The 26226-nt window shown below is 44.3% G+C and carries 18 protein-coding genes; 11 read left to right on the plus strand and 7 right to left on the minus strand.

The features are described 5' to 3' along the window. Window positions 1–251 precede the first annotated feature (251 nt). Window positions 252–878 carry an HU family DNA-binding protein gene (locus tag RDN93_RS02635; protein ID WP_308744100.1) on the plus strand — a complete coding sequence of 209 codons (627 nt, stop codon included), beginning with the start codon at window positions 252–254 and terminating at the stop codon, window positions 876–878. An 85-nt stretch (window positions 879–963) separates the two neighbouring features. Here RDN93_RS02635 and RDN93_RS02640 read toward each other — a convergent pair whose 3' ends face one another. From RDN93_RS02640 to RDN93_RS02665, 6 genes are all read right to left on the minus strand, one after another. Then, window positions 964–1893 (minus strand): hypothetical protein, encoded by a 930-nt coding sequence (locus RDN93_RS02640; protein ID WP_308744101.1) that lies wholly within the window; start codon window positions 1891–1893, stop codon window positions 964–966. Between the two features lies 1 nt (window position 1894). Beyond that, window positions 1895–2767 (minus strand): DUF6175 family protein, encoded by an 873-nt coding sequence (locus RDN93_RS02645; RefSeq protein ID WP_308744102.1) that lies wholly within the window; start codon window positions 2765–2767, stop codon window positions 1895–1897. A 17-nt stretch (window positions 2768–2784) separates the two neighbouring features. After that, complete coding sequence (locus RDN93_RS02650; protein WP_308744103.1) at window positions 2785–3231, minus strand: hypothetical protein; 447 nt, start codon at window positions 3229–3231, stop codon at window positions 2785–2787. Between the two features lie 3 nt (window positions 3232–3234). Then, window positions 3235–4068 carry a CsgG/HfaB family protein gene (locus RDN93_RS02655; RefSeq protein WP_308744104.1) on the minus strand — a complete coding sequence of 278 codons (834 nt, stop codon included), beginning with the start codon at window positions 4066–4068 and terminating at the stop codon, window positions 3235–3237. A gap of 2 nt (window positions 4069–4070) precedes the next feature. Further along, complete coding sequence (locus RDN93_RS02660) at window positions 4071–4580, minus strand: hypothetical protein (RefSeq protein WP_308744105.1); 510 nt, start codon at window positions 4578–4580, stop codon at window positions 4071–4073. Window positions 4581–5200: 620 nt separating this feature from the next. After that, window positions 5201–6022 carry an alpha/beta hydrolase gene (locus RDN93_RS02665; RefSeq protein ID WP_308744106.1) on the minus strand — a complete coding sequence of 274 codons (822 nt, stop codon included), beginning with the start codon at window positions 6020–6022 and terminating at the stop codon, window positions 5201–5203. A 335-nt stretch (window positions 6023–6357) separates the two neighbouring features. Between RDN93_RS02665 and RDN93_RS02670 the strand changes: the two genes are divergently transcribed. The 10 genes from RDN93_RS02670 (at window position 6358) to RDN93_RS02715 (ending at window position 24793) form a co-directional block, all read left to right on the plus strand. Then, a complete protein-coding gene (locus RDN93_RS02670; RefSeq protein WP_308744107.1) occupies window positions 6358–8007 on the plus strand; it encodes a DUF6377 domain-containing protein in 1650 nt (549 codons plus the stop codon). Window positions 8008–8227: 220 nt separating this feature from the next. Beyond that, on the plus strand, window positions 8228–9406 hold the full coding sequence (locus RDN93_RS02675) for a glycerophosphodiester phosphodiesterase family protein (RefSeq protein ID WP_308744108.1): 1179 nt from the start codon (window positions 8228–8230) through the stop codon (window positions 9404–9406). A gap of 31 nt (window positions 9407–9437) precedes the next feature. Next, window positions 9438–12434 (plus strand): SusC/RagA family TonB-linked outer membrane protein, encoded by a 2997-nt coding sequence (locus RDN93_RS02680; protein WP_308744109.1) that lies wholly within the window; start codon window positions 9438–9440, stop codon window positions 12432–12434. A gap of 13 nt (window positions 12435–12447) precedes the next feature. After that, complete coding sequence (locus tag RDN93_RS02685; RefSeq protein ID WP_308744110.1) at window positions 12448–14223, plus strand: RagB/SusD family nutrient uptake outer membrane protein; 1776 nt, start codon at window positions 12448–12450, stop codon at window positions 14221–14223. Between the two features lie 55 nt (window positions 14224–14278). Next, complete coding sequence (locus RDN93_RS02690) at window positions 14279–15730, plus strand: right-handed parallel beta-helix repeat-containing protein (RefSeq protein WP_308744111.1); 1452 nt, start codon at window positions 14279–14281, stop codon at window positions 15728–15730. A gap of 19 nt (window positions 15731–15749) precedes the next feature. Next, window positions 15750–16649 (plus strand): fimbrillin family protein, encoded by a 900-nt coding sequence (locus RDN93_RS02695; RefSeq protein ID WP_308744112.1) that lies wholly within the window; start codon window positions 15750–15752, stop codon window positions 16647–16649. A gap of 18 nt (window positions 16650–16667) precedes the next feature. Then, window positions 16668–18818 carry a fimbrillin family protein gene (locus RDN93_RS02700; RefSeq protein WP_308744114.1) on the plus strand — a complete coding sequence of 717 codons (2151 nt, stop codon included), beginning with the start codon at window positions 16668–16670 and terminating at the stop codon, window positions 18816–18818. Between the two features lie 84 nt (window positions 18819–18902). After that, window positions 18903–19805 (plus strand): glycerophosphodiester phosphodiesterase family protein, encoded by a 903-nt coding sequence (locus tag RDN93_RS02705; RefSeq protein ID WP_308744151.1) that lies wholly within the window; start codon window positions 18903–18905, stop codon window positions 19803–19805. A gap of 17 nt (window positions 19806–19822) precedes the next feature. Next, the gene (locus RDN93_RS02710) at window positions 19823–22372 is read left to right on the plus strand and encodes a family 20 glycosylhydrolase (protein ID WP_308744115.1); all 2550 of its coding nucleotides are present in this window, start codon (window positions 19823–19825) and stop codon (window positions 22370–22372) included. Window positions 22373–22546: 174 nt separating this feature from the next. Further along, complete coding sequence (locus tag RDN93_RS02715; RefSeq protein WP_308744116.1) at window positions 22547–24793, plus strand: glycoside hydrolase family 3 C-terminal domain-containing protein; 2247 nt, start codon at window positions 22547–22549, stop codon at window positions 24791–24793. 144 nt (window positions 24794–24937) lie between these two features. On the opposite strand, the gene RDN93_RS02720 is transcribed toward RDN93_RS02715, so the two are convergent. Then, window positions 24938–26209 carry a DUF2264 domain-containing protein gene (locus RDN93_RS02720; protein ID WP_308744117.1) on the minus strand — a complete coding sequence of 424 codons (1272 nt, stop codon included), beginning with the start codon at window positions 26207–26209 and terminating at the stop codon, window positions 24938–24940. Between the last annotated feature and the right edge of the window lie 17 nt (window positions 26210–26226).

Consider the following 26226-nt stretch of genomic DNA (forward strand, 5'->3'; position numbering starts at 1 on the left):
TGCTTTATTATACCTGCTCTTGCTTTTCGCTGGTTAATTTTGTATCTTTACAGGTTTTTGTTTCTTTAGACACAGGTGGGCACCTTATGCAGTGACAAATGTCATCTTGTAAGATGACATTTGTCTGCTTATAAAGTGACCATTGTCACTTTGCAACGGGACAACTACCCGAATGCATAAACTATTATAGTTTACTGCACTCAAAATCCTTATTCGCTGCACTGAAAACTCTTAAATAGAACTATAAGATTATGGCTTATTACAATTTAAAAAAGAAACCTGCCTTGACTACAAAAGAAGGGGAAACAGAAACGATGTATGCCGATGTTGTTTATAATGGAACGATTACGGCAGAACGGTTGATCCGCATGGTTGCCAAGAGAACCGGATTTAAGGAAGGGGTGATAGACGGCATCCTCACGGAATTGAAAGATGACGTTTTGCAGTATCTGGGCGAAGGATACCGTGTCGAACTGGGAGAGTTTGGTTTCTTTTCTGCCAAGGTGAAAGCGGCCCGTCTGGTGGCAAACAAGAATGATCTTCGTGCCAATTCGGTTGCTTTCAATGGGGTGAACTTCCGTGCTTCCAAGAGCTTCCGGGAAGGTCTTCGCGGGGATTTGGAACGTAAGAAGTCCGTTGATTTCAAAACTTCACGGGAATGGGATAAGGAAACCTTGAGGAGACTTGTCCTGCAACATATCAGACAGCATGGCTTCATTACACGGTCTACTTATACACAATTGACGGGGCGGTTGAAGAATACTGCACTTGCCGACCTCAAATCTTTTGTATCTGAAGGAATCATCAAAAGAGAAGGGCGGGGCAATCAGATGCATTTCATTGTGCCGAAGAAAGAAGAAATGAAGGAAGAAAGATAAATAAAGATAGAGAATCACGGACTGCATGAATAAAAGGAAATTAATAGCCTTGGCTGAACGTTAAAATTCAGTCAAGGCTATTGAATTATTTGATAATCTGTGTATAAGTGATTTGGGGCTGGTTACTTAAATAAGCAGTTGCTATTTCTTTAATGGCATCAATACGTTTCTTTTCCAGACTTATTTTCTTGTTTAATAGTTTTTCTTCTAGTTCTTGTTCGGCTTTTTGATCTGCTTTGATGGTATCCTCTATTTTTTTTATTAAATTCAGGGCATCAGAGTGACAGACTGATTCTGTATCAATGGATGCTAAAATAGAAGTTGCTTCCTCGTAATTCTGCAAAGATATAGCAGCTTCAGCCTTTAATATCATTTGGGCGCAGACCTGATTCTGGTATTTTTTATAAATCTCAATGGCTGCTGCCTGAACCTCGTTTGCCCCTTTCAGATTTTGAGGAAAGGTCGTCAGTAAAGCCAATGCTTGCTCGTATTGCTGGCTTGCTGCCAGTTGATGTGCCTGACTCAATAGCTTAGCTTTATTCTCAAGATAATAGTTCGCTATTTTTTCCTTCGTCTGTGTTAGGAACTGGCTATATACATTATCTCTCATGTTTATTCCGGAAAAAGCATTTCGTATGGCATCGGATAAGTTTCGGCCGTTTCCTTTTAAAATTTTGGAACAACTACCGAAAAGCGTATGAGTGACCACTTGTTTGACAAAAAGTGAAAGTTCTACTTCTACCATTGTTATGTTGCGTAGTCCGCCTTCCACCAGCTTTTGGTCGAGTATGTTCACTACGGGATACATAATGAAAGTCCCGTTTGTCTCAGATGATACACCGTTTGCTCCCATTACGGCATTTAGTCGGGTGGCCAGTAGCCGGAAAGCATTCGCGTCCATTTCTTTTTGTTGCTCAGGAACGACAATCCCGATTGTGATATCATTATCGTGCTGGGCATAGGTGGAGGAAACACTTAGTAAACCGATTAAAAAGGATAAGATATATTTTCCCATCTTATTTTATTGTTATATAGATTGTTGTTCCTTTTATATCACGCTGTACCTGTAACCCTAATTTTCTCATGAATTTGAAGATTTCTAAAGCAAATTTATTGGTGTTGTAGTTATTGCCGTTTTTAGGATCCTTCAAGGGAATACGCACATCATCGAATATCATTTGTTTATCAGTCGTTCCCTGTATGTGATAATTATTCTTATAAGCATGTTCTTCCATCCACATTTCCAGCTCGTCAGACAATTGTAAACCTTGTCCCCCTATTTCTGAAGACATTGAATAAGATGAATTCTGGTCGAATCCGAAATTAATGATTACTGAACGTCCGTTTTCTACGATGTCGGAGAACTTTGTCTGAATAGTATTCAGGAATTCTTCAGCACATAACCCGATAGCCTTGCTTGCCAGTTTTCCTATATCGTCTGTATAGAATTTACCGCTGTCGCCCACTTTGTTTGCAAGAGATGCTCCTGTTGATACGTCATAAGCCGTGACAATCACCTTCACGGAGTTTCCTGATGAAGATAGCAAGACATTCATTTCTGCTTCCACATAAATGTCTGCTCCGGACATTTCTATCAATTGACTTTTCAAATCGGTTTGATTGTCAGCGGTAAAGACTCCGTTTTGGGAGATTGCTTTTAATCGTGCAGTAAAATCGATGGTTGTAAATCCTCGGTCATCAAATGCCTCTCTGATTTTTGCCAATGTAATTCTTTTGTTGACGTCATCCTCTAGTACGGTACGTAAGTCTTCTCCTTCTTTTGTATAAGGTATTACCATAATTTTAGGCTGGACGGTATTTACATTTTGTGCGATAGCTCCTGCTGCATTAGTCAGTAGCATCAAAAACGCTAGAATAAATTTGCTCATACTCATCTGTTTTTTAGTTAAAATCCGAATTTCCGGATTACTTTATGTTGTTCCAAATCACTGCGTAAAGCCTGAAGATTAACTTTTATATCTGCGACGATGCATTTCTTTTTAGTGGCATCCTTGGAAAACTTGGAGACGGGTACAGTGGATAAGATAAAACTGCTGCAACGCTTTTCTTCGAAAAGTTCCTTGAAGTAGGCTTTGTGTTCTTTTTGTATCTTTTCTTCATTCACGCCAATTAAGGGATTCTCTACTTGATTGGAACCCGGTATTCCTCGGAACAGGATTGTTCTGACTGCCGCTTGCTCAGCATTCTCTATCGCTTCTTTTGCTTTTTTTCCGTATGCGGTTACACGGAGTGATAATGTGTTTGATCCATCGGACAGGAAATTGACTTTATTTTGCCCGGAAATGCTATATGTAGTCAAGAGGCATATAATAAATAAACAATGTCGTAGCATATTCTATTCAATTATTAGGTTACAAATAATCTTCTCATTACCTGCGAAACGAGCTTTTATTTCTCCGCCCAATTTCTTGGGAACTTTACATTCGGCGAAAGATTCTCCTGAGAGCTTTTGTACTTCTATCTCTCCAAGTTCTTTCGGATAAGGTTGCCCTTCAAGTATTTCCACAATAGATATAATGAATTTATCTCCTTCTTTTACGCCTTGTTTCTTGCCGATATTTAGCAGAACGACTTTTGCGCCGGCTTTATCTTCTTGCAGGATTTTGAGTATCTTGCCGGAAACAGGGAAGTTCTTCCGGAAATATTCTTCCAGTTGGCCTTGTAATGATTGCATGGCTTGTGTGACGGCACTCTCGGGTGAAAGCATTAGTTCGCTGGCTTTACCATCGAAACTTACTGCTTCTGTACTCAATCCTGTAGCAACATCGACCACTTTCATTTGAAAAGAAACGCTTCCTTTATATCCTTTGACCGACCCGTCAGCATTCTTCATTGCATAAACCGGGATTTTATTGATATGACCGGTAATCAATTTCTCTGCTGCTATGGCGATATCCTGCTCTACCAGATTCTTGCTGTCAATGAAAGCTTCACTTTTTTGTAGTTCCAGTTCCGCTTTTACTTTATCGTTACTGGTACGGTCTACTACCTGAAAACGCTTCGTGTTGGTCAGCATCTCCACTACTTTTTCAGTTACCAGACCGGCAAACCGGCTGTCTGTTTCGCACGTAAATCTGGCAACTCCCACTACGGGGCGTGTGTCTGTCTGATTTTGTGTATAGCCATAAAGGCTATACACAAATATTAGGAATAATAAACTCAAACGCATGTCTATAGATTCTTGGCTGTTTTTGCAGTTTCTATCATTGCAGCAATGGCTTTTGTTTGAGTGGCAGATTCCTCTACCAGAATAGGATATGCATCCTTTGTAAATCCCAGGGCTGTAGCAATTTTAGCTGCTTTCATCGGATTTTTTTGTGTCTTAGATGCGGATAAGGCTTTATCCGCAGCACCGGCGGCATCCTTGATTGTTAAAGCTTGTGCGGCAATGGTTGCGCTTAGCGTTGTCAGTTCTTCTACTGTCGGCTTTTTGATGTTTACATCTGTCACGCCGTCTTTAGTCTCGCCTATTGAACGATAGTACAAATTCTGTAGTTGTTCTGTGGTACTCATTGATAAGATAGCTGCATCATAGACATTCTTGACATAGGTGTCTACGTCGCCTACTCCAGTAGCCTTCGGCTCTTTCTGGCATAGTTTTGCTAATTTTTCCATACGCTCTTGAGAAGCTTTCATTTCATCTTTTGTCTGTGCGTTAGCGACATTTAACCCTGCCACCATGAATATGGCGACTAATACTAAAAACAACTTCTTCATAATTGTTTTGTTTTATAAATGTCCGCAGATTCCCGAACCGGACGGTTCTTATTATGATAATTGATGAATATACATAAAGAAAAAGCGCGGGAATCTGTACCTGTCACTCATCCCGCTTATCGAGGCCTTCGCATTGCCCATCACTGCCAGAACGAGCAACGCAGAAGCCCACGCCGATATGTATAGTAATTCTACAAACCTTTTTTATAAAAAGGTAAGTAGAAGATATAAACATATCCCGCAGACATCTACTGTTGCTTTGTTTTGGGCAGTGATCAAAAGTTGCGAAGTTTCGATAAGCCAAAGACAAAACGTCAAGTAAACGTCTTTCTTTATAATATAAATAAATATCCCCTCATCCCTCCCTTGCTCCACGACTGGAGTATCGGCGTGAGAGAACGCTACAAAAATATATAAATAAAATCAAATATCTTGTGTTAGGAGAGATTTATTTTCTGTGTAAAGCGTATTTGTATGAATAAAAGATGCTAAAAGGTATCCGGATATAGTAGGATGTATTGGCATGGAAAGAAAGAGAATGAGATTGATATTTTATTGTGAGAATCATTCTGATTTTTTTTGCGTTATTTGATATCAGTCGACTTCAGCCACATACCAAGCAACTCAAGCATCTGTGAGTGATACTTAAAGTCTATATTCATCCCCCAGCCATGACCGCCCTCGGGAAATATATACATGGTTGCGGGGACATTGTTTTTCTTCAATGATTCATAATAGAGTACGCTATTGGCAGTAGGTACGGATTTATCGTCATCACTCAATAACAAGATGGCAGGCGGGGTATTTGCATTGATTTGTTTTTCGTTTGAAAAGAACTGAATATCTTCAGGCTGCGGTTTGTTACCCAGTAAATTAGAGCGGGAACCGCCATGAGTGGCTGTTTCCATAGTTATGACAGGATAAAAAAGGATGGAGAAATCAGGTCTTGTATTTGTCCCTTCTGTGGTATAGTGAGTAGAAGCAGTGGCTGCCAAATGCCCGCCTGCCGAGAAACCGGCGATACCTACTTTATTTACATCTATGCCAAACTTATTTGCATGCTCGCGTACATAACGTATTGCCTGTTGTGCATCATCCAACGGTACTTCCTTATGTTTGTTCGGCATCCGGTATTTGAGGACGAAAGCCGTTATTCCCTGTCCGTTCAGCCATTTTGCAAACTGTTCCCCTTCGTGCAGAATAGCCAGTCCGGCATATCCGCCACCGGGACATATCACAACTGCCATTCCTGTGTTCTTTGTTTTATCGGCCTGGTAAATAGCCAGTTCGGGAGAGGAAACATTTGTTACCCAGTTACCGTTTCTCTCATACTTTTCAACTTCTGTTATTTCATTACTTGTCGGTGGATTCGTTTTCCACAGTTTTATAATTTTTTGAGCATTCATAGTTGTACATGTAAATATCAGTAAAGTGCTTAGCACTAATAATTGATGTTTTCTTATCATGTTAATCAAATATTGAACATTAGAGTTAGATAACAATCTTAAAGTTGCAAAATTACATGTTTTTCTTTGTAATTTGAAAATTTATCGCGGATATAATTCAGATTCTATTTCTTAAAGGAATTGTAACACTGGATATATTTTATTCGGTTCTTTCCTTTTACCAAGTCGTTGGCTTTCTTAATTTATGAATTATTTATAGTTGAATTACGAAGAATTTTCCTACATTTGTTTCGTTAAGCTATGAAATCTCTATTATAATTAAGTCTGTCTACCCGATGAAAAAGAACTGCTTGTCATTCCTTTTACTTCTGTTTTCTTGTTCTTCAGTCTTTGCTGGCGAGCGTTTGGATTCGCTGCTGAACGTGCTTGACGCAACAATAAAAGAGGCTGATTCTTATGTGCAGATTAAAGAGAACCGACTTCGTGAATTGAAAAAAGAAGCCAGGAAGACACCGCCTGTTTCCATCGAACGTTATAACCTGAACAATACAATTTACTCCGAATATAAAGCATATAGCTCTGATTCCGCACTCCACTATCTGAATGAGAATATATTGCTCGCCCGTCAGTTGAATGACAGGGAGCGTGAACTTAAGATCCAGTTGGAGTTATCTTACCTGTTGTCTTCGATCGGAATGTATATGGAAGCGGCGGATATACTGGGAGCCATAGACCGCCCGTCACTTCCCCAGTCGCTTTTAGGATATTACTATACGTGCTATGAACATGTATATGCCGAAGCAGGGGCGGCGCAGCCGCGATATAGGATGTTTTCATCCCGCTATTTCAAATTGAGCCGTGCCTATCGGGATTCTATGCAGGTAACTTTGGAACCCTCTTCGGATACTTATCTGTGGTTGCGCGAAACCCAACTGAAAGAAGCCGGGAAATACGATGAGGCTCTTGGATTCAGTGACCGTCGGATTTCGAAATACCCTTTTGGTACTCCTCAATATGCGTTGGCAGCGTATCAGCGTTTCCGTCTTTTTGAAAGTATGGGGAAGAAAGACGAACATTTATATTATTTGGTTCTTTCCGCTATTTCCGATGTACGTTCCGCTATCAAGGAACAATCTTCGTTGATGGTACTGGCACAGGAACTGCATAGCAAAGGAGATTTGAAACGTGCGTATGCATATATCAACTTCTCCTGGGAAATATCGCAATTCTATAAAACGCGGTTGCGTAGTTGGATGAATATTACTCCGCTTTCCATGATAAACGGGAATTATCAGGATATCATCAGGAAACAAAACAAGGAACTGCTGATTTATATCGTATGTGTAGCCCTGCTTGCACTATTGCTGGTGATAGCGTTAATCTACATTTATCGGCAGATGAAAGCCCTTTCCGTTGCCAAGAAAGGGTTACAGGAGGTGAACGAACGACTCTTCTCACTGAATGAAGAATTGGAAGAAGTCAACCGGCATCTTCGTTCCACAAATTTAGACCTTTCCGAATCCAACCTTATTAAAGAAGCCTATATCGCCCGTTTCTTCAAACTATGTTCCGTTTATGTAGACCGTCTGCAGGCATACAGAAAGCTGGTAAATAAGAAGTTGCAGCGGGGACAAGTAGCCGAACTGTTGAAAATGACACATCTCAGCAATGATATTGTGACCGTTGAGGTGCAGGAACTATATGCGAACTTCGATTCCGCTTTCCTACACCTTTTCCCGAACTTTGTGGAATCCCTTAATAAATTATTGCTGCCCGAAGAACAAATTGTCTTGAAGCCGGACGAATTGCTCAATACGGAATTGCGGATTTTTGCTTTGATACGCCTCGGCATCAAGGACAGTTCGCAGATTGCGGAGCTTCTGCATTATTCGGTGAATACTATCTATAATTATCGTTCGAGAGTGAAGACCAAAGCACGTGTTTCACGCGAAGATTTTGAAGATTTGGTAGCTAAAATCCGGTAAATAGGTCTGTATCAAATCTACCTTTTGATGCGGGCATGATATGTGTTAATATGTTGTTTGTCAATATGTTGGTGCTTTGCGAATGTTGTGAATGTCCACTTATATCTTATTGGCTATTTTTTATCGTGTCATTTCCATCTATTTTTGTCATAACCGAGCGGAAGTAATACATTCTTCCGCCCCGGGAACTTCTTTTTTATTAACCTTTATAAAAACACACATGAAAAATGATTTATTGCATTTTTCCATACCGGAAAAAGGAGGAAGAACGAAACGTCAGTCTGTGAGTTGGTTATGGTGTTGGGTTATTCTATGTATATGTGGAATAGTTTGCATCGCTTGCTCTGATGATGACTCCGTGAAAAAGAACCCTTACCTGCAAACAAGTACCCGCGCCATGCTGAAAGAGGTGGTAGAGGTCAAGTTTATCAACATTGATGGAAGTACCGATATTACTGTCGATTTTGGTGACGGAACGGTGAAGAATGGTAAAGCTGTCGAAGCTGTCACTCATGCCTATACTCAAAGCGGTGACTATACTTTGCACGTCACGGCAGGTCAGTATGAGGTGCAGAAAAGAATCCGCATTTACAATCTGTTGGCGTTGACGGAAGCGATGAAGCAATTCAGGGAGTCGTCTAACAAGAAAGTATGGGTGATGACACACCGTGCACATACCACGGACAGGACTGTCCCCGAGAACTCGGTGTCTTCCGTAGAAGATGCCATTGATTCGGGAGCCGAAGTGATAGAGTGCGATACACACGTCACAAGTGACGGAGTAGTAGTGGTATGCCACGACCAGACAATCAATGCCACTACTAACGGCACAGGTGACATCACTAAAATGACCTATGCGGAACTGCAACAGTATAATTTGAAAGACCGGAACGGTCGGGTGACCGATGAAAAGATGCCCACCCTTGAAGAATTCCTGAAAGCGGGACGTGGCAGAATCTATTTCAATCTTGACTATTCCCCGCGTACGGCTTCCTCGCAGCAGGTAGTAGACATCGTGATGAAACTTGACATGATGGAGTCTGTATTCTTTTATTGCAACAGTGTGCAGAAAGCGGAAGAAGTGCTGGGCATCACCTCCAAAGCCCATGTTTACACATGGACGGGAAACCACAAGCCGATGATAGGATTGCCGGGCAATTATTTTGTGCAATACAGCTACCTGACAAATGGAAAAAGCACTCCTTTGGGAAGTTCTATCAATGATGGTATGTTGGCTACGGTGAATATGCTTCCCGCAAGTGGCAGCAGTGTTTCCGAATGGACGCTGAACGAGGACTATCTGGACGAACTGCTGCAAATCTACCCCATGGTATGCATGATACAGACCGATGTGCCGGACTTGTTGATTCCCGCATTGCAAGCGAGAGGACTACGTTAACTTTATCATCTAATATAAAAATCATCTATTTATGAGAAATATTCATTGCAAGACGTGTACCTGTCTGTTGGCTGTATTGCTGATGCTGTTTTCCGGCATTCAGGCAAGGGGAGCTTCTTTGGAAGTACAGCAGGAACGTAAAATATCCGGTACGGTAATCGATGAGAAGGGCAAACCTGTCATCGGTGCTTCGGTGGTGGTTGTAGAGACAAAGCAAGGTGCCATTACAAATATAGACGGTAAATTTCAGGTAAATGCTCCGCAAAACGGTCGCCTGAAAGTATCTTATATCGGCTATGAAACACAGGAAATAGCTATCAAAGACCGCCAGTCTTTGCGAATTGTACTGAAAGAAGAATCGACTGCCCTGAATGAAGTGGTGGTAGTAGGTTACGGCACGATGAAAAGGAAAGAAATGACTTCGGCTATCTCCCATGTCGGCGCGAAAGACCTGAATCAGATTTCCAGTCTCGATGCTTCCATGCTTTTGCAGGGAAAGGTATCCAGTGTGTCGGTCTCGAATACGGCTTTGGCCGACCCGAACAGTACGGGAAGTATTCAGATTCGTGGTATTTCTTCCCGTAATGCAGGCTTGGGGCCGTTGATAGTCGTTGACGGAGTGCCGGGTGGTGATATGACGAATATCAATCCTGCTGATATTGAATCTATCGATGTATTGAAAGACGGTGCAGCTTCCGCCATCTACGGTACACGGGGCAGCAACGGTGTTATTCTGGTGAATCTGAAAAAAGGGACGAGAGACGGAGAGGTGCATACTACTTATAGCGCTGCTGTTACTTTCAATAAGGCAAAGAAAGAACTGGATATAATGAACGCGGAAGAATATCGCGCTTACCGTACGGTATCCAATCCGCTTTCAGATATGGGAGCTACCACAGACTGGTTCGATGCCGTTACCCGCCTGGGGGTAACGCACATGCATACATTGACCTTCTCCGGTGGTAATGCGAGAACCAATTACCGCGTGACTGCCGACTACCGCAAAGCACAAGGTATCGACCTGCGTTCCGACCGTCGCGAATACGGTGCGCGTGCCACTATCAGCCATACTACTAAAGACGGCTTATTTACATTCTCCGCCAATATGACTCCACGCGTAATTGACCGGAACAAATCGGCAAGCGTTTACGGCAGTGTTATCAAGAATAACCCGACCATGCCTATTTATGATTCCGAATCTGCCAATGGCTACTATCGTTTCCCTTCCGGTGGGGATAGTTCCAATATCGTCGAGCAACTGAATGAGGAGGAGAACGGAACGGAAATCAAGCTGTTGGAGTGGAACGCTACGGCTGCCGTCAACCTGCTTCCCCTGTTCAATCCGAAGAACCCGAATATGGTGCTGAAATCACAAGTGACAGTTTCCCAATATCAGGTAGATAAGTTCAATGGATGGTTCACTCCGTCCACCTATGGCCCTAATGTCAATTCAAGCGTTGCCGGGAAAGCGAGCCGCAATTTTGACAAGAGTACCAGTAACAATCTGGAATGGGTGACCAACTTCTCCACACGCATCAAGGAACATCAGATTCGTGCGATGGTAGGTTACAGCTATAATTATGGCGTAAGTTCGGGAATGGGAGCGGAGAACTGGGATTTCTCTTCCGACGGTCTGACTTATAACAATCTTGGCTCCGGTCTGGAAGCGGCGAAAGAAGGAAAGACAATGATGAGTTCTTACAAGAATGACCATAAACTAATCAGCTTCTTCGGCCGTGTCAACTACGACTGGAAGGAACGCTATCTGTTCACTTTCTCTTTGCGCCACGAAGGTTCTTCCCGCTTCGGTGAGAATCACAAATGGGGTAATTTCCCTGCGGTATCCGTAGGCTGGCGTATCTCGGACGAGAAGTTTATGAAAGGACTTTCGTGGATTGACGACTTGAAGGTGCGTTATGACTACGGTGTCACCGGTAATCAGGAGATAGGAAATTACCAGTCTTTAGCTACATATAGAGCCTATGGCTGGTATCAGTATAACGGCAATAACTTCCATGTATGGGGGCCGAGCAAGAACGTCAACTCAGAACTTCGCTGGGAAAAGGGACACAATCAGAATATCGGTCTGGACTTTTCGTTCTTCAAACACAAAGTGACCGGTTCATTTAACTATTTCCACCGTAAACAAAGCGATTTGCTCGGTAGTTACTCCGTATCCGTGCCACCCAACTTGTTCACCACTATATATGCCAATGTAGGTACGCTCCGCAATACAGGCTTCGAGCTCGATGTGACGGTGAATGCCGTGCGTACGAAGGACTTCACTTATAGTTTCACATTGGTGGGCGCTACCAATAATAATAAGTTTGTCAGTTTCTCTAACGATGTCTATAAGGGACAGAAATATTACTCGACCTGCAACATGGCGAATCCTAACAATCCGGGATACTTGCAACGGATTGAGGAAGGCGAACGCATTGGCAATTACTTCACCTACCGTTATGCAGGCGTAGACAAGAAAGGCGACTGGCTGATTTACGACAAGAAAGGCAATGTCATCCCGATAGCCCAGGGTTCGGAAGAAGACAAGGCAGTGACCGGCAACGGTCTGCCGAAATTCACCGGCTCCATGACGCATAATTTCACTTACAAGAACTTTGATTTGACCGTTGCCCTCCGTGGTGCTGCCGGATTCGATATCTTCAATGTACATGATTTCTACTTTGGACTGCAGAGCATGAGTACCAACCAGCTAACGACTGCTTATTCGAAGAACGCGCATATCACGACCGGCAAGAACGTGATAACCGACTATTTCATCGAACCGGGCGATTACCTGAAGATAGATAACATCACTTTGGGATATACGATGAACTTGAATAAGAAGTATATCGAGAAAATACGTTTGTTCGGTACAGCCAACAATCTCTATACGTTTACGAAATTCACGGGTGTAGACCCTTCCACTTACGAAGTCAATGGTCTGACACCGGGTACTTTCGGGGGAGGATACAACTATTATCCGTCTGCTTTCCAGTTTATTTTAGGTTTACAAGTTAGTTTTTAAAAAAGGAACGATTATGAAAATAACAAAATATATCATAGGATTAGGTCTGATGGCGGGCACGGTGCTGGGCTTGCCGTCCTGTACCGACCTGTCGGAAACGGTGTACGACCAGGTGATGTCTAAAAACTACTATAATACGAAGCAGGATGTCATCAATGCTGTTTTTCGTCCTTTTGAACATATGTACTGCTGTATCTGGATACGTCATGAGAACGAAGAACTGCCGGCCGACCAGTTTATTACTCCTACCCGTGGCACCTGGTGGTACGATGGCGGTCTGTGGGAAATGTACCACCGCCACCAATATGATGATATTAATCAGGGTGATTGGCTGAGTGAATGGGAGAACTTTTATGTAGGCATTGCCCAATGTAATATGGTACTGGATGATTTGAGCCAGTTGAATCCGTCTTCCTTTGGTTTGAGTGACAGTGAATTTGAGAGTTTCAAGGCACAGTTGCGCTGTATGCGTGCCTGGGGGTATCTTCGTCTGTTGAATACACATCGTAACTGCATCCTGACTACCACCTCAGACCAGGCGGTGAATGAGCAACCGGAAAACCGGAAGCAAGTTGCTCCACAGGTATTGTTTGATTTCATCGAAAGTGAATTGAAAGACTACTGTTTGACAGCCTTACCCTCAAAGAGCGGGCAATCCGGTAATGGTGCCCAACAGGGGCAATTTACGAAAGCTGCCGCTGCTTCTTTACTGGTACGTCTCTATCTCAATGCGGAAAAATGGATTGGCCAGCCCAAATGGCAGGAATGTATTGATATATGTAACCGCATTACGGGCGGAGAATTCGGTTATTACGCGATTGCCGACAATTGGTATGAGCCTTTCGACTGGAATAACGAGATGTGTAATGAAGTGATATTCGGTTTCCCCGGTTCTTACGGGCTGACTAGTTGGCATTTGCAAAATGACAGGAGAACGGTTTACGGACGTGGTTTGCCTTATGGCAGTGCCTATTACCTGAAAATAGAGGGAAATGGCGAACGGAACCCAAAATACGCGCTTTCACCGAGCTATGACAACCAGCAACCCCGCGAGCTGTTCGACTATGAACTGGGGATGGTTACCCGGAAGTTTGCCAAATATCCGGGAGATGTCCGTTATAAGCAATATGTAAATACGGGCAATAACACACGGGAAGGTATGTTCTTCCTCGAAGGTAAGATTGCGAACTCCGCTGTGAGTGGAGGATATGCCAAGAATCCGGATAATCAATATGTACTTTACCTGCGCGACCAGGTGGGACGTTTCGAGGGAAATGCCGAATCGGGTTATATCTCTAATCCGGCTTATAAGGAATCAAAGCTGGGGAACGGTGACTTCAACTCAGGTCTTTATTGTGTGAAATACCCGTTCTACCCGTTCACGGGAGGATATTATATTGAATCGGACTATACGGAGATACGTCTGGCGGAGATTATCTATTCGCAAGCGGAATGTCTTCTCCGTCTCGGACAGGCAGGCGAAGCGGGCAAGTTGCTGAACAGCGTGCGCAAGCGCAATTATGAGAACTTTACAGCCAATATCGCTTACCAGCCGGAAGGTAATGTGGTGCTTGATATGAAAGAAATGCTCGATGAATGGGGACGTGAATTCTTGGCGGAGAGCCGCCGGCGTACAGACTTGATTCGTTTTGGCAGGTATCAGGAAGCATGGTGGGATAAGTCACGGGATGCGGACAATCATTATGAACTGTTCCCCTTGTCGCAGACGCAACTGGAACAGAACGAATACCTGAAACAGAATCCGGGCTATCCTGATATTGCCCGATGAAATCGGTGATTTTTACGATTATTCTTATCTAATGTACAAGTTAAAAAGAAATAAAATGAGAAATAGTTTATTCATAATATCGAAGCTGTGTATGCTGGCTTTCATTATCCTGTTGGCACAGGGATGCCAGGAAAACTATGAGATGATAGACCCGCCTATGATGACCGATTATGATGATGATTTGGACGAAGAGGTCATAATGCAGAAGGGACTGGAAAGTTATTTTGTAACCCAGTTCGGTGAGGGTGAGATGGATGGTAGTTCCTGGGAACAGGCGTTGGATGTGGCGGGTTTCCGCAAACTGTTGAGCGGGTCTGTCGACCTTTCCAAGAGTACAATTTATATGAGCCAGGGCAAATATGTGATGTCTGAAGAGAGCGGGCTTGGCGTGATTGTCCGCAAGAATGTGAAAGCGATTAAAGGCGGATATAGCCAGTTTAGTGAGGGAACGGACGTTTCGGCACGGAATATAGACACGTATGTAACGGTTATCAGTGGCGACGTGAACGGGAATAAGCAGGCGGATGCGGGAGACTGTGGCTTGCTGTTGGTTAAGAAAGGAATCATTGCTATTGAGGGGGTTACTTTTCAATACGGGTATGTGTCCGAAGCGGATGCCAGTACTACCGAATGTGGGAGCGGCATCTATGTGAGCGGCAGTACGGGGGATACTTCCGTTGAACTGACTAACTGTGTGATAAGGGATTGTAAATCGACAGTGACGACTTCTCTTAAACAAGGGGGAGCGGCTGTCTTCATCCTGTCGGGACAAGTCCGGCTGAATAATGTAAAGCTTCTGGATAATACGTCGGTAGGTCGTGGAGGAGCTGTACGTTGTAATAGTAAGACTGCTGTGGCATTAATGAATAACAGTTTGCTGAAAGGTAATTCCCATTCGGGTTCATGGGGCAATGGAATTCAGATGTCGGAAGGGCATATCTGCATGAACAATACTACGATTATAGAGAATGAAGGTACGGGTGCTGCCTTGAATGGTGGGGGAAGTTTCCTGCTTGTTAATAGTACGATTGTAGGAAATGCAAGTGATAGCCATGGGGCTGTCCGTTGCGAGACAGGAATTGGTGGGGATACGAAGTTTATCAATAACCTTTTGATTGCCGAAAACCCTTCGGCTCCGAGTTTCAATCTGAACGGAAGCAGCTTTGAAGCCTTCTCAAAAGGCTATAATGTTTATCAACGCGTCACAGGCATCACGATGAGTCCTCTTGATACGGCTTATCCCAATGCGGTGAACGGTACGCTGAATGAGGAAGGTGTTTATATATGGGATATCAACCAGCTTGGTTCGGTGAAAGGATATGCTACGAAGCAGGCGGTGATAGAAGTGGCAAAAAGTTTCAATCCGGTAGCTTCGCCCATTGTCAATCTGGGAGAAGTGTTTGTAGAGTGGGTTGGTGAGGATGCTTTCGGAGTAGACCAGCGTGGAGCGACCCGTAATGCCAACAAGATGCAGGCCGGTGCTTATGATGCCGTTTTGCCGAATTAAACTGTAAAAAGACTGTAACATGAAAAAGATATTTTATATACTAGCCTTGGGCATCGGGCTGGCCGGATGCTCGAATAATGAGGATGAATTGCTGCCGACGGGTGGTTCTTCTGAAGCACGGATAATCAGTGTCATTACGGAAGTGAATGAGCCGCTGTCGCGTGCAGGGTATGACGCTACGAATCTGGAACGTTTCGGATTGATGATTCGCAACGCTGAGAATGCCGCTTACAACTATCACAAACAGATGGTCGGTTCCGGCAATGTGTGGAGCACATCGGACGGTCAGCAAATGCTGTGGGATGCGGAAAGAACGCCTGTTACGATGATTGCTTATGCACCTTATGTGAGTGAAGCTACTCCGGATGCTCTGTTGGCGGTTGATGCATTGACCAATCAGGCGACAGAAGCCAATGTGATGTCTTCCGATTTCCTGCTGATGAAAGCGATAGTTGATCCGGAAAAGGATTTGACTACTGACGGAAAACTGAGAATCTCCCTGAACCATGCCATGAGCAAGCTGATTATAAAAATCACTGTGAATGGAACGGTCGATGCTGAGATGAATAAGTTAGGGGATATGTCTATCAACGGTGCTGTCGTAAACGGTATCTGCGATTTGTCGGCAGCGGATCCGGTGGTTGTTCCTGCGGCTGACGCGGCAGTAGCTACCGTGGCTCCCTATAAGGGAACGGATTATTGCGAATGTATCCTGCCGCCACAAAAGATAGCGGAGGACTTCTCTATCAATTTCAGTTATGACGGAAAGCTCTATATATGGTCTGCCAAGGAAGCTATTGAACTGGAGAAAGGCGTGGAGCATACTTTGACTCTCAATGTAAATACAACTGCGCGGCTGGCTGCCATGCACATGCAAGCCAGGAGTTGGGCAACCGGTCAGCTTATCGACCGGAATTAAAGAAAGAGGAAATAAACGATGAAGAAGATAACAAAACTGATGATGGCTGCCTGCTTATTGACGGGCATGGCGGCTTGTGATACAGACAAGGATGTGGCGGTATACGGCAATGATTCCGGTGCTATTCAGATTGAGGCTGTTATAAATACTGCCTTCACCCGTAGTAATCCCGGTGCTACGGGAGAACAGCAGAAACAATTTAATGAGGGTGACGAAATTCAGTTGAGCTGTGAGGACGGCTATCTGAACTATGTGTTCTCCGGTGGCAAATGGTCACCGACCGATAATTACTATTTGCGATGGGGAACGGAACCTGTAACTTATTCCGCCTTTTATCCGGTAATTAATGGTGCTGGCATTGCTAACTTTATTCTTCCCACCAACCAGCAACGTCTGGAAAACCTGGCAAATGCCGATTATATGACTTGTACTGTGGAGAATGCTACGGATGACGGTTCCCGTATTCTCCGTCTGGGCATGAACCGGAAAATGGCGAAAGTCATAATGACGTTGGCGGATGTAGGCGGACAAGGTAAAGTGCAGGGAGTGAAAATAGGTTCTTATCAAGGATACACGAATGGGGAAGTGGTAGAGGCTACTTCTTTGGTATCGCCTTTTATTACCGTTCCCGAAGGTGGTAAGGCGGGGCAGAATGGTTGTAGCTATACTGCCATTGTGACTCCCGGAAAAGCTGGGGCAACTGCTACTTTTGTCTCCTTGAACTATTTGGGTGAGGATTTGGTAATGCTTGGTATCCCGGAGTTGCAACCCGGAAAATGCTATGAGTTCACTTTAAAAGTGGAAGGTTCGGTCATATCCGTCAGTGAACCGGTTGTTTCTCCATGGGATAGCGGTACTTTGCCGGGCGGAGATGCGGAAGAACTGCAACTGACTGCATACTATGTGAAAGAACAACCTGCCGGAAATGCCACCGGTATGGACTGGGATAATGCAATGGGCGTGGATGCATTGCGCAACTTGCTACAAACGAGCAGTAACAGTACGGTTTCCAACGCCAATGCTGTCAAACTGGACGGCAAGAAGATTTATGTAGCTGCGGGTTCTTATGAAATAGCGAAGGAGAATTCCGGCGTAAAGGTAGAGTATAGCGGTTATAGCAAGCAGGTGGAAATAACGGTTGAAGGTGGATATGACCCTTCAAGTACGGGAACTGACCTGACTAAGCGTGATGTTAGCAAATATACGACTGTTTTTGTCAGAAATACAGGCAGCAATGCGTCCGCTACATCTGACGGAATGTTCTGTTTGGGAAATCAGATAAATATAACTTTCGAAGATTGTGTTTTCGACGGACAATATAAACAAGGCGATAAAGGAGACGTGAATGGATTCTATGTGGCGGCAGGTCAATCGGGCAATGCTGTTTTGCAGTTGAAGAACTGTGTTGTGAAGAACTTCAACCGTGAAGGTGCTTCGGATGCAGGCCCGGCTATTAAGCTAGCCAAAGGAAGTGTTTTCCTGGAACGCGTAGAACTTGTGAATAACAGGGGAGCCAATCGGGGGGGAGCCATTTTGACGAATAATGCTGCTTCTGTATTATTTATGAACAATTGCCTATTGCATGAGAATCATGCACCGGCAGCCTGGGGTACTGCTATACATGCCGGAAATGGATATGTTTGTATGAATAATACGACTGTACTTGGTACTACGGGCACAAGTAATAATAGTGTTACCGTCAACGGAGATGCTTACTTTATGCTTGCCAATACCACGATTGTAGGAAATTCGGGCAATCCCAACGGGGTATTTCGTGCAGGGGCCAGGGCTTCTCTTGTTGTCAACTCCCTGTTTGCTAAAGGAGCGGGAACCAGGACAATTTATGCAGGTAATATAACTTCCGGTGGATATAACGTATTCCAGGCGGCAGATGCCGGTTGGGGAGCTATCGGTACGGATACGGACTATTCTTCTCAAACGCTTCCTGCTGCTTCGCTAACTGACGGTGTTTACCAATGGACAATAACCAATGTTATTGATGAATTTGCAACGAAACAGGCTGTTATTGACGCAGTGAAGTCTTTCGATGCAACTGTGGGACAGCAATTCGTCGATTGGGTTGGTGAAGACGGTTTCGGAGTAGACCAGCGTGGAGCAATCCGTAATGTAAACAAGATGCAGCCCGGAGCTTATGATGCCGGATTGTAGTTGCAGTATTAAAGTATCTGCAACAATAAAAAGCTAGAACGTTGAATATAATAAAGTAAGAAGATTTAATAACTGATGAAAGATATGAAGAAAGGCAAGCTTATTGTGCTTTTGTTACTGTTCTGTTTGCAGCCGGGTTTCCTGGCTGCACAGCGGGCGGAGGCTATCCGGAAAGATGTATTGAACCCACGCCTTGACAAAGTGCTCGTGGTAGCGCATCGTGGAAACTGGAGTATTGCCCCCGAAAACTCTGTGGCAGCTATTGATAGCGCTATTCAGATGAAAGTAGATATTGTGGAGATAGATATCCGTAAGACAAAAGACGGACAGTTGGTCCTGATGCATGACGATACGGTAGACCGCACTACAAACGGTATCGGTAAGGTAAAAGACAAAACATTGGCTGAAATAAAACAACTTCGCTTGAAGGACAAAGACGGTCGGTTGACGGAACATACTGTTCCTACCTTGGAAGAAGCGTTGTTGGCTGCCAAAGGGCAAATCATGGTCAATCTGGATAAGGCTTACAGCATTTTTGATGATGTATATGCCATATTGGAGAAGACCGGTACTGCCGATTTAGTTATCATGAAAGGTGGACAACCGGTGGAAACGGTAAAACGGGAGTTCGGCTCTTATTTGGATAAGGTAATCTATATGCCTGTCGTAACGATTGATGATGAAAAGTCGGTAAAAATTGTCGAGGATTATATGGAACAGTTACATCCGGTTGCTTTTGAATTGTGCTACCGGAATGCTTCAAGTCCGATACCTGCCAAAATGGAACGCAGGTTGGCGGGGAAAAGTCTGATTTGGTATAATACATTGTGGGCTTCCCTGGCAGGAGGGCACGACGACGAACTTGCGCAGAAAGACCCGGACGCAAGTTACGGCTATCTGATAAACAAACTAGGAGCACGAATCCTTCAGACAGACTCCCCGGCTTATATGCTCGATTATTTGAGAAGCAAAGGGTGGCATGACTAATCACTAAGACGAAATTTATGAACGATATAAGATTTTCTTTATTAGCGGGATGGCTGTGTGTCTTACTCGTGGCGGGCGGTTGTAAACCTGCGAATGATGCGAAAGCTCCGGTGTCTCTGACTTGGGAAATGGGAAGTTACGACAGCAATGGCAAATATTATGAGAATTCATTTGTACTGAAGAATATCTCTGATACCCCATTAGACAAGGACTGGGAGATTTTCTATTCACAATTTCCCCGTAATATCCAGCAGGATGCTTCATCACCGGTTCGGGTAGAGCAAGTAAATGCCACCTATTTTAAGATGTATCCGGGAGCAGGTTTTACCTCATTGGCTCCGGGAGACTCACTGAGAGTGATTTTTCGGTGTGGCGGCGAAGTTCCGAAAAACTCCCATGCGCCCGAAGGTTCTTATTGGGTAAGCCAGTCGGGTACATTGAAAGGAAAACCGTTTCCTGTGGCATTGAATATCGTCCCACTGCCTGTTACAGAATGGCAGAAGTCTGCTGCGCAAAAGACTTATGATACGAATCTGCGTCTGCAGAAAGCAGGCCCTTCGGAATTTCAGCAGACAGACATCATTCCATCTGTCAAGAAAGTAATTCCTGCCAAAGGAGAAATCTTATTGAAAAAACAGTTTGCTCTGACTTTTCATGAAAATTTTGCAAACGAAGGGAAGCTGTTGAAAGATAAACTGTCGGAAATATACGGATTGGAAGTTGTTCCCGAAGCCCCGGTTACTATTGTTCTGGACTATCTTCCTGCCGGAAAGAAAGTGGTAAACGAAGAGTATTATGAGCTGAATATCACCGATGAAAAGGTGGAAATATGTAGTAATACATCTCACGGTATCTTTAACGGAACGCAAACTTTATTGGGATTGTTGAAAGGACAAAAAGAACAGATAAAGCAAAAAGAACAGGAAGGGATAAAAGGTCAGAAAGAACCATTACGCTTGCAAGCAATGTCTATTCAGGATTATCCGGACTTGCTTTATAGAGGACAAATGCTGGATATTGCCCGCAATTACACAACGGTAGATAACTTGAAGAAACTGATAGATGTACTCTCTTCCTATAAGTTGAATGTACTTCATCTCCATTTCTCGGATGATGAAGGCTGGCGTCTGGAAATTCCGGGTTTGGAAGAACTGACGACGGTTGGAGCACGGCGTGGATATACCGTTGATGAAAAAGAATGTCTATATCCCGCTTATAACGGTGGGTATGACCCACTTTCCGCAACATCGGGAAACGGTTATTATACCCGTGATGAATTTATAGACTTCTTACGATATGCGGCAGAAAGGCACGTGCAGGTCATTCCTGAAATAGAATCCCCCGGTCATGCACGTGCTGCTATCGTAGCGATGAAAGCACGTTATAACAAATACATAGATACAGACCCGAAGAAGGCTTATGAATACCTTTTATGTGATTTGCAGGATACTTCCCGCTATGTTTCCGCTCAAGCCTATACAGACAATGTGATGAATGTAGCCTTGCCATCGACCTATCGTTTTATGGAAAAGGTGATTCAGGAAATTGTGGCTATGTATAAAGAAGCCGGTGTGCCTCTGACTACTATCCACCTGGGTGGTGACGAAGTGGCAAGAGGTGCTTGGCTAGGTTCACCTTTGTGTGTTGCATTGATGAAAGAACAGGGAATGACAAAGGCGCACGATTTGGCGGAGTATTTCATTACCCGAGTAGTTGATTGCCTGCAACGGTATAATTTATCTTTTAACGGTTGGCAGGAAGTGGCTTTGGGACATACACCGGAGACTCACACTTATCTGTCCCAATGTGCAGCCGGCATCAACTCATGGAAAACGGTTCCTGAATGGAAAGAAGACGAAATCCCTTATCAGATAGCCAACAACGGCTATCCGGTGATTCTCTGTAATGTGAACAACTTCTATCTGGACTTGGCTTATGATGCCCATCCCGACGAACCGGGACATTTCTGGGGAGGATATGTGGATGAGTCCAAAGCCTTCTCCATGCTTCCGTACGATGTCTACCGTTCTTCCCGTACGGATATGGCAGGGAATCCGGTCGATGTAAGTGCGGCGGGAAAAGGGAAGACCGCACTGACCACATCAGGCAGGAAAAATATAAAAGGCGTGCAGGCGCAACTGTTTGCTGAAACTATCCGAGGATTTCAATGGGTAGAATATTATATATTCCCGAAAGTGATGGGATTGGTAGAGCGTGGCTGGAATGCGCACCCGAATTGGGAAACCCTTTCCGGCACGGCAGAGCAGCAAGCCTTTGACCGCGATTTGTCGTTGTTCTATGAAAAAATCAGTGTGAAGGAAATGCCTTACTGGAGCCGGATAGGGGTAAATTTCCGTTTACCTCACCCCGGACTCTCCGTCAAAGACGGTCTGCTGTACGCGAATACTTCCATTGCAGGTGGGCAGATACGCTATACGACGGACGGAACGGAGCCGACGATGGATTCGATGCTTTGGGAAGCTTCGGTAGCTTGCCAATCTGCTATCGTGAAAGCGAAACTGTTCTATAAGGATAAGCAAAGTGTGACCAGCCTTTATATGCGGTAGTTGGTGGAATAGGATATAGATATACTTTTAATTTCGACCTGTTTTATACGAAGATAGACTTATTGGTCGATAAATATAATAAATATTAATAATTTTACTCGTAACTAGTAGATAACTTTAGCTTAGGAGTCTTTATATATAGATTATAAATTATTTCTTATATCATAAATAAACATGAAATTCAAAGCAATGTTACTTGGCTTGTCTGTTATAGCTACACTGTCTGCCTCAGCACAGAAACCGGTGTATCTGGATACGAATAAGCCAATCGAAGAGCGGGTAAAAGACGCATTGAACCGGATGACCCTTGAAGAAAAGGTGAAGATGCTTCATGCACAGTCTAAATTCAGTTCGGCAGGCGTACCTCGTCTCGGAATCCCGGAAGTATGGGCTACCGATGGCCCTCACGGTATTCGTCCGGAAGTATTGTGGGATGAATGGAATCAGGCAGGATGGACAAACGATTCCTGTATCGCTTATCCCGCATTGACTTGCCTTTCCGCTACATGGAATCCTGAAATGTCTCATCTTTATGGGAAAAGTATTGGTGAAGAGGCGCGTTATCGGAAAAAAGACATTCTGCTCGGTCCCGGTGTGAACATCTACCGTACCCCTTTGAATGGACGTAATTTTGAATATATGGGTGAAGACCCGTATCTGTCTGCCACTATGGTAGTTCCTTATATCAAAGGTGTGCAGGAGAACGGCGTAGCCGCCTGCGTAAAGCATTACGCGCTGAATAATCAGGAATTCAAACGTCATACCACCAATGTGCATCTGAGCGACCGTGCCCTCTATGAAATATACCTGCCTGCTTTCAAGGCTGCCGTTCAAGAAGGCGGAGCGTGGTCGATTATGGGTTCCTATAATCTTTATCAGGGACAGCACGGCTGTCACAACAAACGTCTGCTTAAAGACATCCTTCGTGATGAATGGGGCTTCGACGGCGTGGTAGTGTCTGACTGGGGTGGTGTGCACAATACCGAACAAGCCATTTACAACGGTTTGGATTTGGAATTCGGTTCGTGGACAAACGGCTTGTCTGCCGGAACTCGTAATGCTTATGATAATTATTACATGGCTTTCCCTTACCTGAAACTGATTAAAGAGGGTAAAGTCGGAACAAAAGAACTGGACGAGAAAGTCAGCAATATCCTTCGTCTGATTTTCCGTACTTCGATGGATCCACATAAACCGTTCGGTTCTTTAGGCTCTCCCGAACACGGACAAGCTGGTCGTGAGATAGCTGAAGAAGGAATTGTATTGTTGCAAAACAACGGTAACGTATTGCCTATCGATTTGAATAAAGCGAAGAAAATCGCAGTGATCGGTGAAAATGCGATAAAGATGATGACTGTGGGCGGTGGTAGTTCTTCTTTGAAAGTGAAATATGAGATTTCTCCGTTAGACGGTTTAAAAGCACGTGCCAGCTCACAGGCAGAGATTGTATATGCCCGTGGATATGTAGGCGACCCGACAGGCGAATATAACGGTGTGAAAACTGGGCAGGACTTGAAAGATGACCGTTCGGAAAACGAACTTCTCGCTGAGGCTCTGCAAGTGGCTAAGGACGCAGATTATGTCATCTTCTTCGGTGGGTTGAACAAGAGCAATCACCAGGATTGTGAAGACTCTGACCGTGCTTCTTTAGGCTTGCCATACGCACAGGACAGAGTCATAAGTGAACTGGCAAAGGTCAATAAGAACCTGATATTTGTCAATATATCCGGTAATGCAGTGGCTATGCCTTGGGTAAATGAAGTCCCCGCCATTGTACAAGGCTGGTTCTTGGGTTCGGAAGCCGGAACGGCTCTTGCTTCGGTTTTAGTAGGAGATGCGAACCCTTCCGGAAAACTTCCTTTTACTTTCCCTGTAAAACTGGACGATGTAGGTGCTCATAAACTAGGTGAATATCCGGGTAATAAGGAAGAACTTGCAAAATCCAAGCATAGGGGGGATACTATTAACGAAACTTATCACGAAGATATTTTTGTTGGTTACCGTTGGGCAGATAAAGAGAAAATCAAACCGTTGTTCCCATTCGGACATGGATTGAGCTATACAACCTTCGTTTATGGCAAACCTTCCGCAGATAAGAAAACAATGACCACCGATGATACGATTTCGTTCACTGTCAACGTGAAGAATACAGGAACCCGCGAAGGTCAGGAAGTTGTCCAGCTTTATATCAGCGACAAGAAATCCTCTCTGCCCCGTCCGGTGAAAGAACTGAAAGCCTTCCAAAAAGTGAGACTGTCTCCGGGCGAAGAGAAAGCGGTAACGCTGACGGTTGATAAGAAAGCATTGAGCTTCTTCGATGATGCAAAGCATGAATGGATAGCCGAACCGGGCAAGTTTGAGGCGGTTATCGGAAGTTCATCAAGAGATATTAAGGGGATTGTACCCTTTGAATTGAAATAAGACGGAATTTTTAGTGAATACTATTGTTCCACAGGTACAAGCTACAAACTGAAACAAGATAGGGATAACAGCATATTTATTTAGTTTTAAAGTGCAATTATACGACTTGAGATTATTATATCTCAAGTCGTATAATTGCACTTTTTAGTATTCCACTTTATAATCTTTGTGCAGATGTTCGCCCTTCCAAGCTTTCTTGCTGGTCCAGTCTGCATAAGCATCTGTCCAAAACGGATCATCGGCAGGAAGACCGAGAGGTAGGAAACTTAAGGTTGCCATATAAAGGCTGCCGGTGGAGGTATAGCCGTCAGCACATTCCGGCTGATGACCGTTAAAGCCAAGTACTAACCAACCATCCTTGTCAAAGTTCTGATTTCCCTCGTACATGTTACGGTGTACGGCAGTCAGGGCGCAACGTACTTGGGCGGGAGAGACATGCGTGGGTAGCTTTTTGCGTAGAGCTACGTCTGCCAGCGACTGGAATGCAGCCGTGCGATAAGTCACCGAGCGTCCGAAGGCGGGGTATGTACCATCGGGAGCAATCATACGTTCACAAAATTCGGAATGGCGTACCATACGATTCATTGCTTCGTCCACTTCTTTCTGGCTTGCCCAGCGTTTAGGCAAGAGATTTTCCAGCATAGCCACCATCATGGGGTGCATCACATAAGCATTATAATTATCCATACTGAATGAAGGCCCATCACTATACCAGCCGTCGCCCACATACCATTCTTTCACCTTGTTCTTGCTTACACGAATGCGGAATTGGTCGTATTGTACACCTTTCCCCATTAGAAAAGATTCCGTCAATCCGGTGAAGAGCAGCCAGTTGTTGTAAGCGCCGGTACGGTCGCGCAGGGATTGAAGCGCTTTGATGTAACGTTCCTTGGTTACTTCATCCAATGGCTCCCACAAGGCTTTGGGCGCGCGGAGAAAAGCATGTACCAGATAGGCGGCATCCACGATGGGCTGAGCGTGCTTGGTGAAGTTCAGTAAGTCGGGCGATGCAGGGTCTACTGCATTCTTCAAACCTTTCAGTACCTCTGCGCGCATCTGCTTGCGCAGTTTGCCTTCTTCTGTATCATCATCGGGAAGTGCCAACCAGGGGGCAACTCCGGCAAGTGTACGACCTACAGCCTCTAAATGTGTCATGTCCTTGTAGCCTGCAGTTTCACCACTGCGGGTTTCAATGGGCATATTCTGGTGTAGTGTTCCTTCTGCCAGGTTGTGGATGACGGGATATGATATCTTCCAAAGCAGCTTCACCCATGTGGTGCGATCCTGTGCGCCGGTGGTTTGAATTTCCGTCATGGGGATGCTTTTCTTTTCCTTTTTCTTGTTTTTTGCTTGTACTCCTACCGGCAACATCATTATGACTGTCAGTAAATATATCAGGTGACTTTTTCTTTTCATGGATTTTAGTTTTTTAT

Source organism: uncultured Bacteroides sp. (assembly GCF_902491285.1).
In the GTDB taxonomy this organism is placed as follows: Bacteria; Bacteroidota; Bacteroidia; order Bacteroidales; family Bacteroidaceae; genus Bacteroides.

Excerpts from the sequence above, each read along its gene's own strand:
- RDN93_RS02695 (WP_308744112.1), top strand. The coding sequence starts at position 15,750 with ATGAAAAAGATATTTTATATACTAGCCTTGGGCATCGGGCTGGCCGGA.
- RDN93_RS02700 (WP_308744114.1), top strand. The coding sequence starts at position 16,668 with ATGAAGAAGATAACAAAACTGATGATGGCTGCCTGCTTATTGACGGGC.
- RDN93_RS02650 (WP_308744103.1), bottom strand. The coding sequence starts at position 3,231 with ATGCTACGACATTGTTTATTTATTATATGCCTCTTGACTACATATAGC.
- RDN93_RS02640 (WP_308744101.1), bottom strand. The coding sequence starts at position 1,893 with ATGGGAAAATATATCTTATCCTTTTTAATCGGTTTACTAAGTGTTTCC.
- RDN93_RS02690 (WP_308744111.1), top strand. The coding sequence starts at position 14,279 with ATGAGAAATAGTTTATTCATAATATCGAAGCTGTGTATGCTGGCTTTC.
- RDN93_RS02660 (WP_308744105.1), bottom strand. The coding sequence starts at position 4,580 with ATGGTGGCAGGGTTAAATGTCGCTAACGCACAGACAAAAGATGAAATG.
- RDN93_RS02675 (WP_308744108.1), top strand. The coding sequence starts at position 8,228 with ATGAAAAATGATTTATTGCATTTTTCCATACCGGAAAAAGGAGGAAGA.
- RDN93_RS02665 (WP_308744106.1), bottom strand. The coding sequence starts at position 6,022 with ATGAATGCTCAAAAAATTATAAAACTGTGGAAAACGAATCCACCGACA.
- RDN93_RS02710 (WP_308744115.1), top strand. The coding sequence starts at position 19,823 with ATGAACGATATAAGATTTTCTTTATTAGCGGGATGGCTGTGTGTCTTA.
- RDN93_RS02635 (WP_308744100.1), top strand. The coding sequence starts at position 252 with ATGGCTTATTACAATTTAAAAAAGAAACCTGCCTTGACTACAAAAGAA.
- RDN93_RS02645 (WP_308744102.1), bottom strand. The coding sequence starts at position 2,767 with ATGAGCAAATTTATTCTAGCGTTTTTGATGCTACTGACTAATGCAGCA.
- RDN93_RS02720 (WP_308744117.1), bottom strand. The coding sequence starts at position 26,209 with ATGAAAAGAAAAAGTCACCTGATATATTTACTGACAGTCATAATGATG.
- RDN93_RS02685 (WP_308744110.1), top strand. The coding sequence starts at position 12,448 with ATGAAAATAACAAAATATATCATAGGATTAGGTCTGATGGCGGGCACG.
- RDN93_RS02670 (WP_308744107.1), top strand. The coding sequence starts at position 6,358 with ATGAAAAAGAACTGCTTGTCATTCCTTTTACTTCTGTTTTCTTGTTCT.
- RDN93_RS02715 (WP_308744116.1), top strand. The coding sequence starts at position 22,547 with ATGAAATTCAAAGCAATGTTACTTGGCTTGTCTGTTATAGCTACACTG.
- RDN93_RS02655 (WP_308744104.1), bottom strand. The coding sequence starts at position 4,068 with ATGCGTTTGAGTTTATTATTCCTAATATTTGTGTATAGCCTTTATGGC.
- RDN93_RS02705 (WP_308744151.1), top strand. The coding sequence starts at position 18,903 with ATGAAGAAAGGCAAGCTTATTGTGCTTTTGTTACTGTTCTGTTTGCAG.
- RDN93_RS02680 (WP_308744109.1), top strand. The coding sequence starts at position 9,438 with ATGAGAAATATTCATTGCAAGACGTGTACCTGTCTGTTGGCTGTATTG.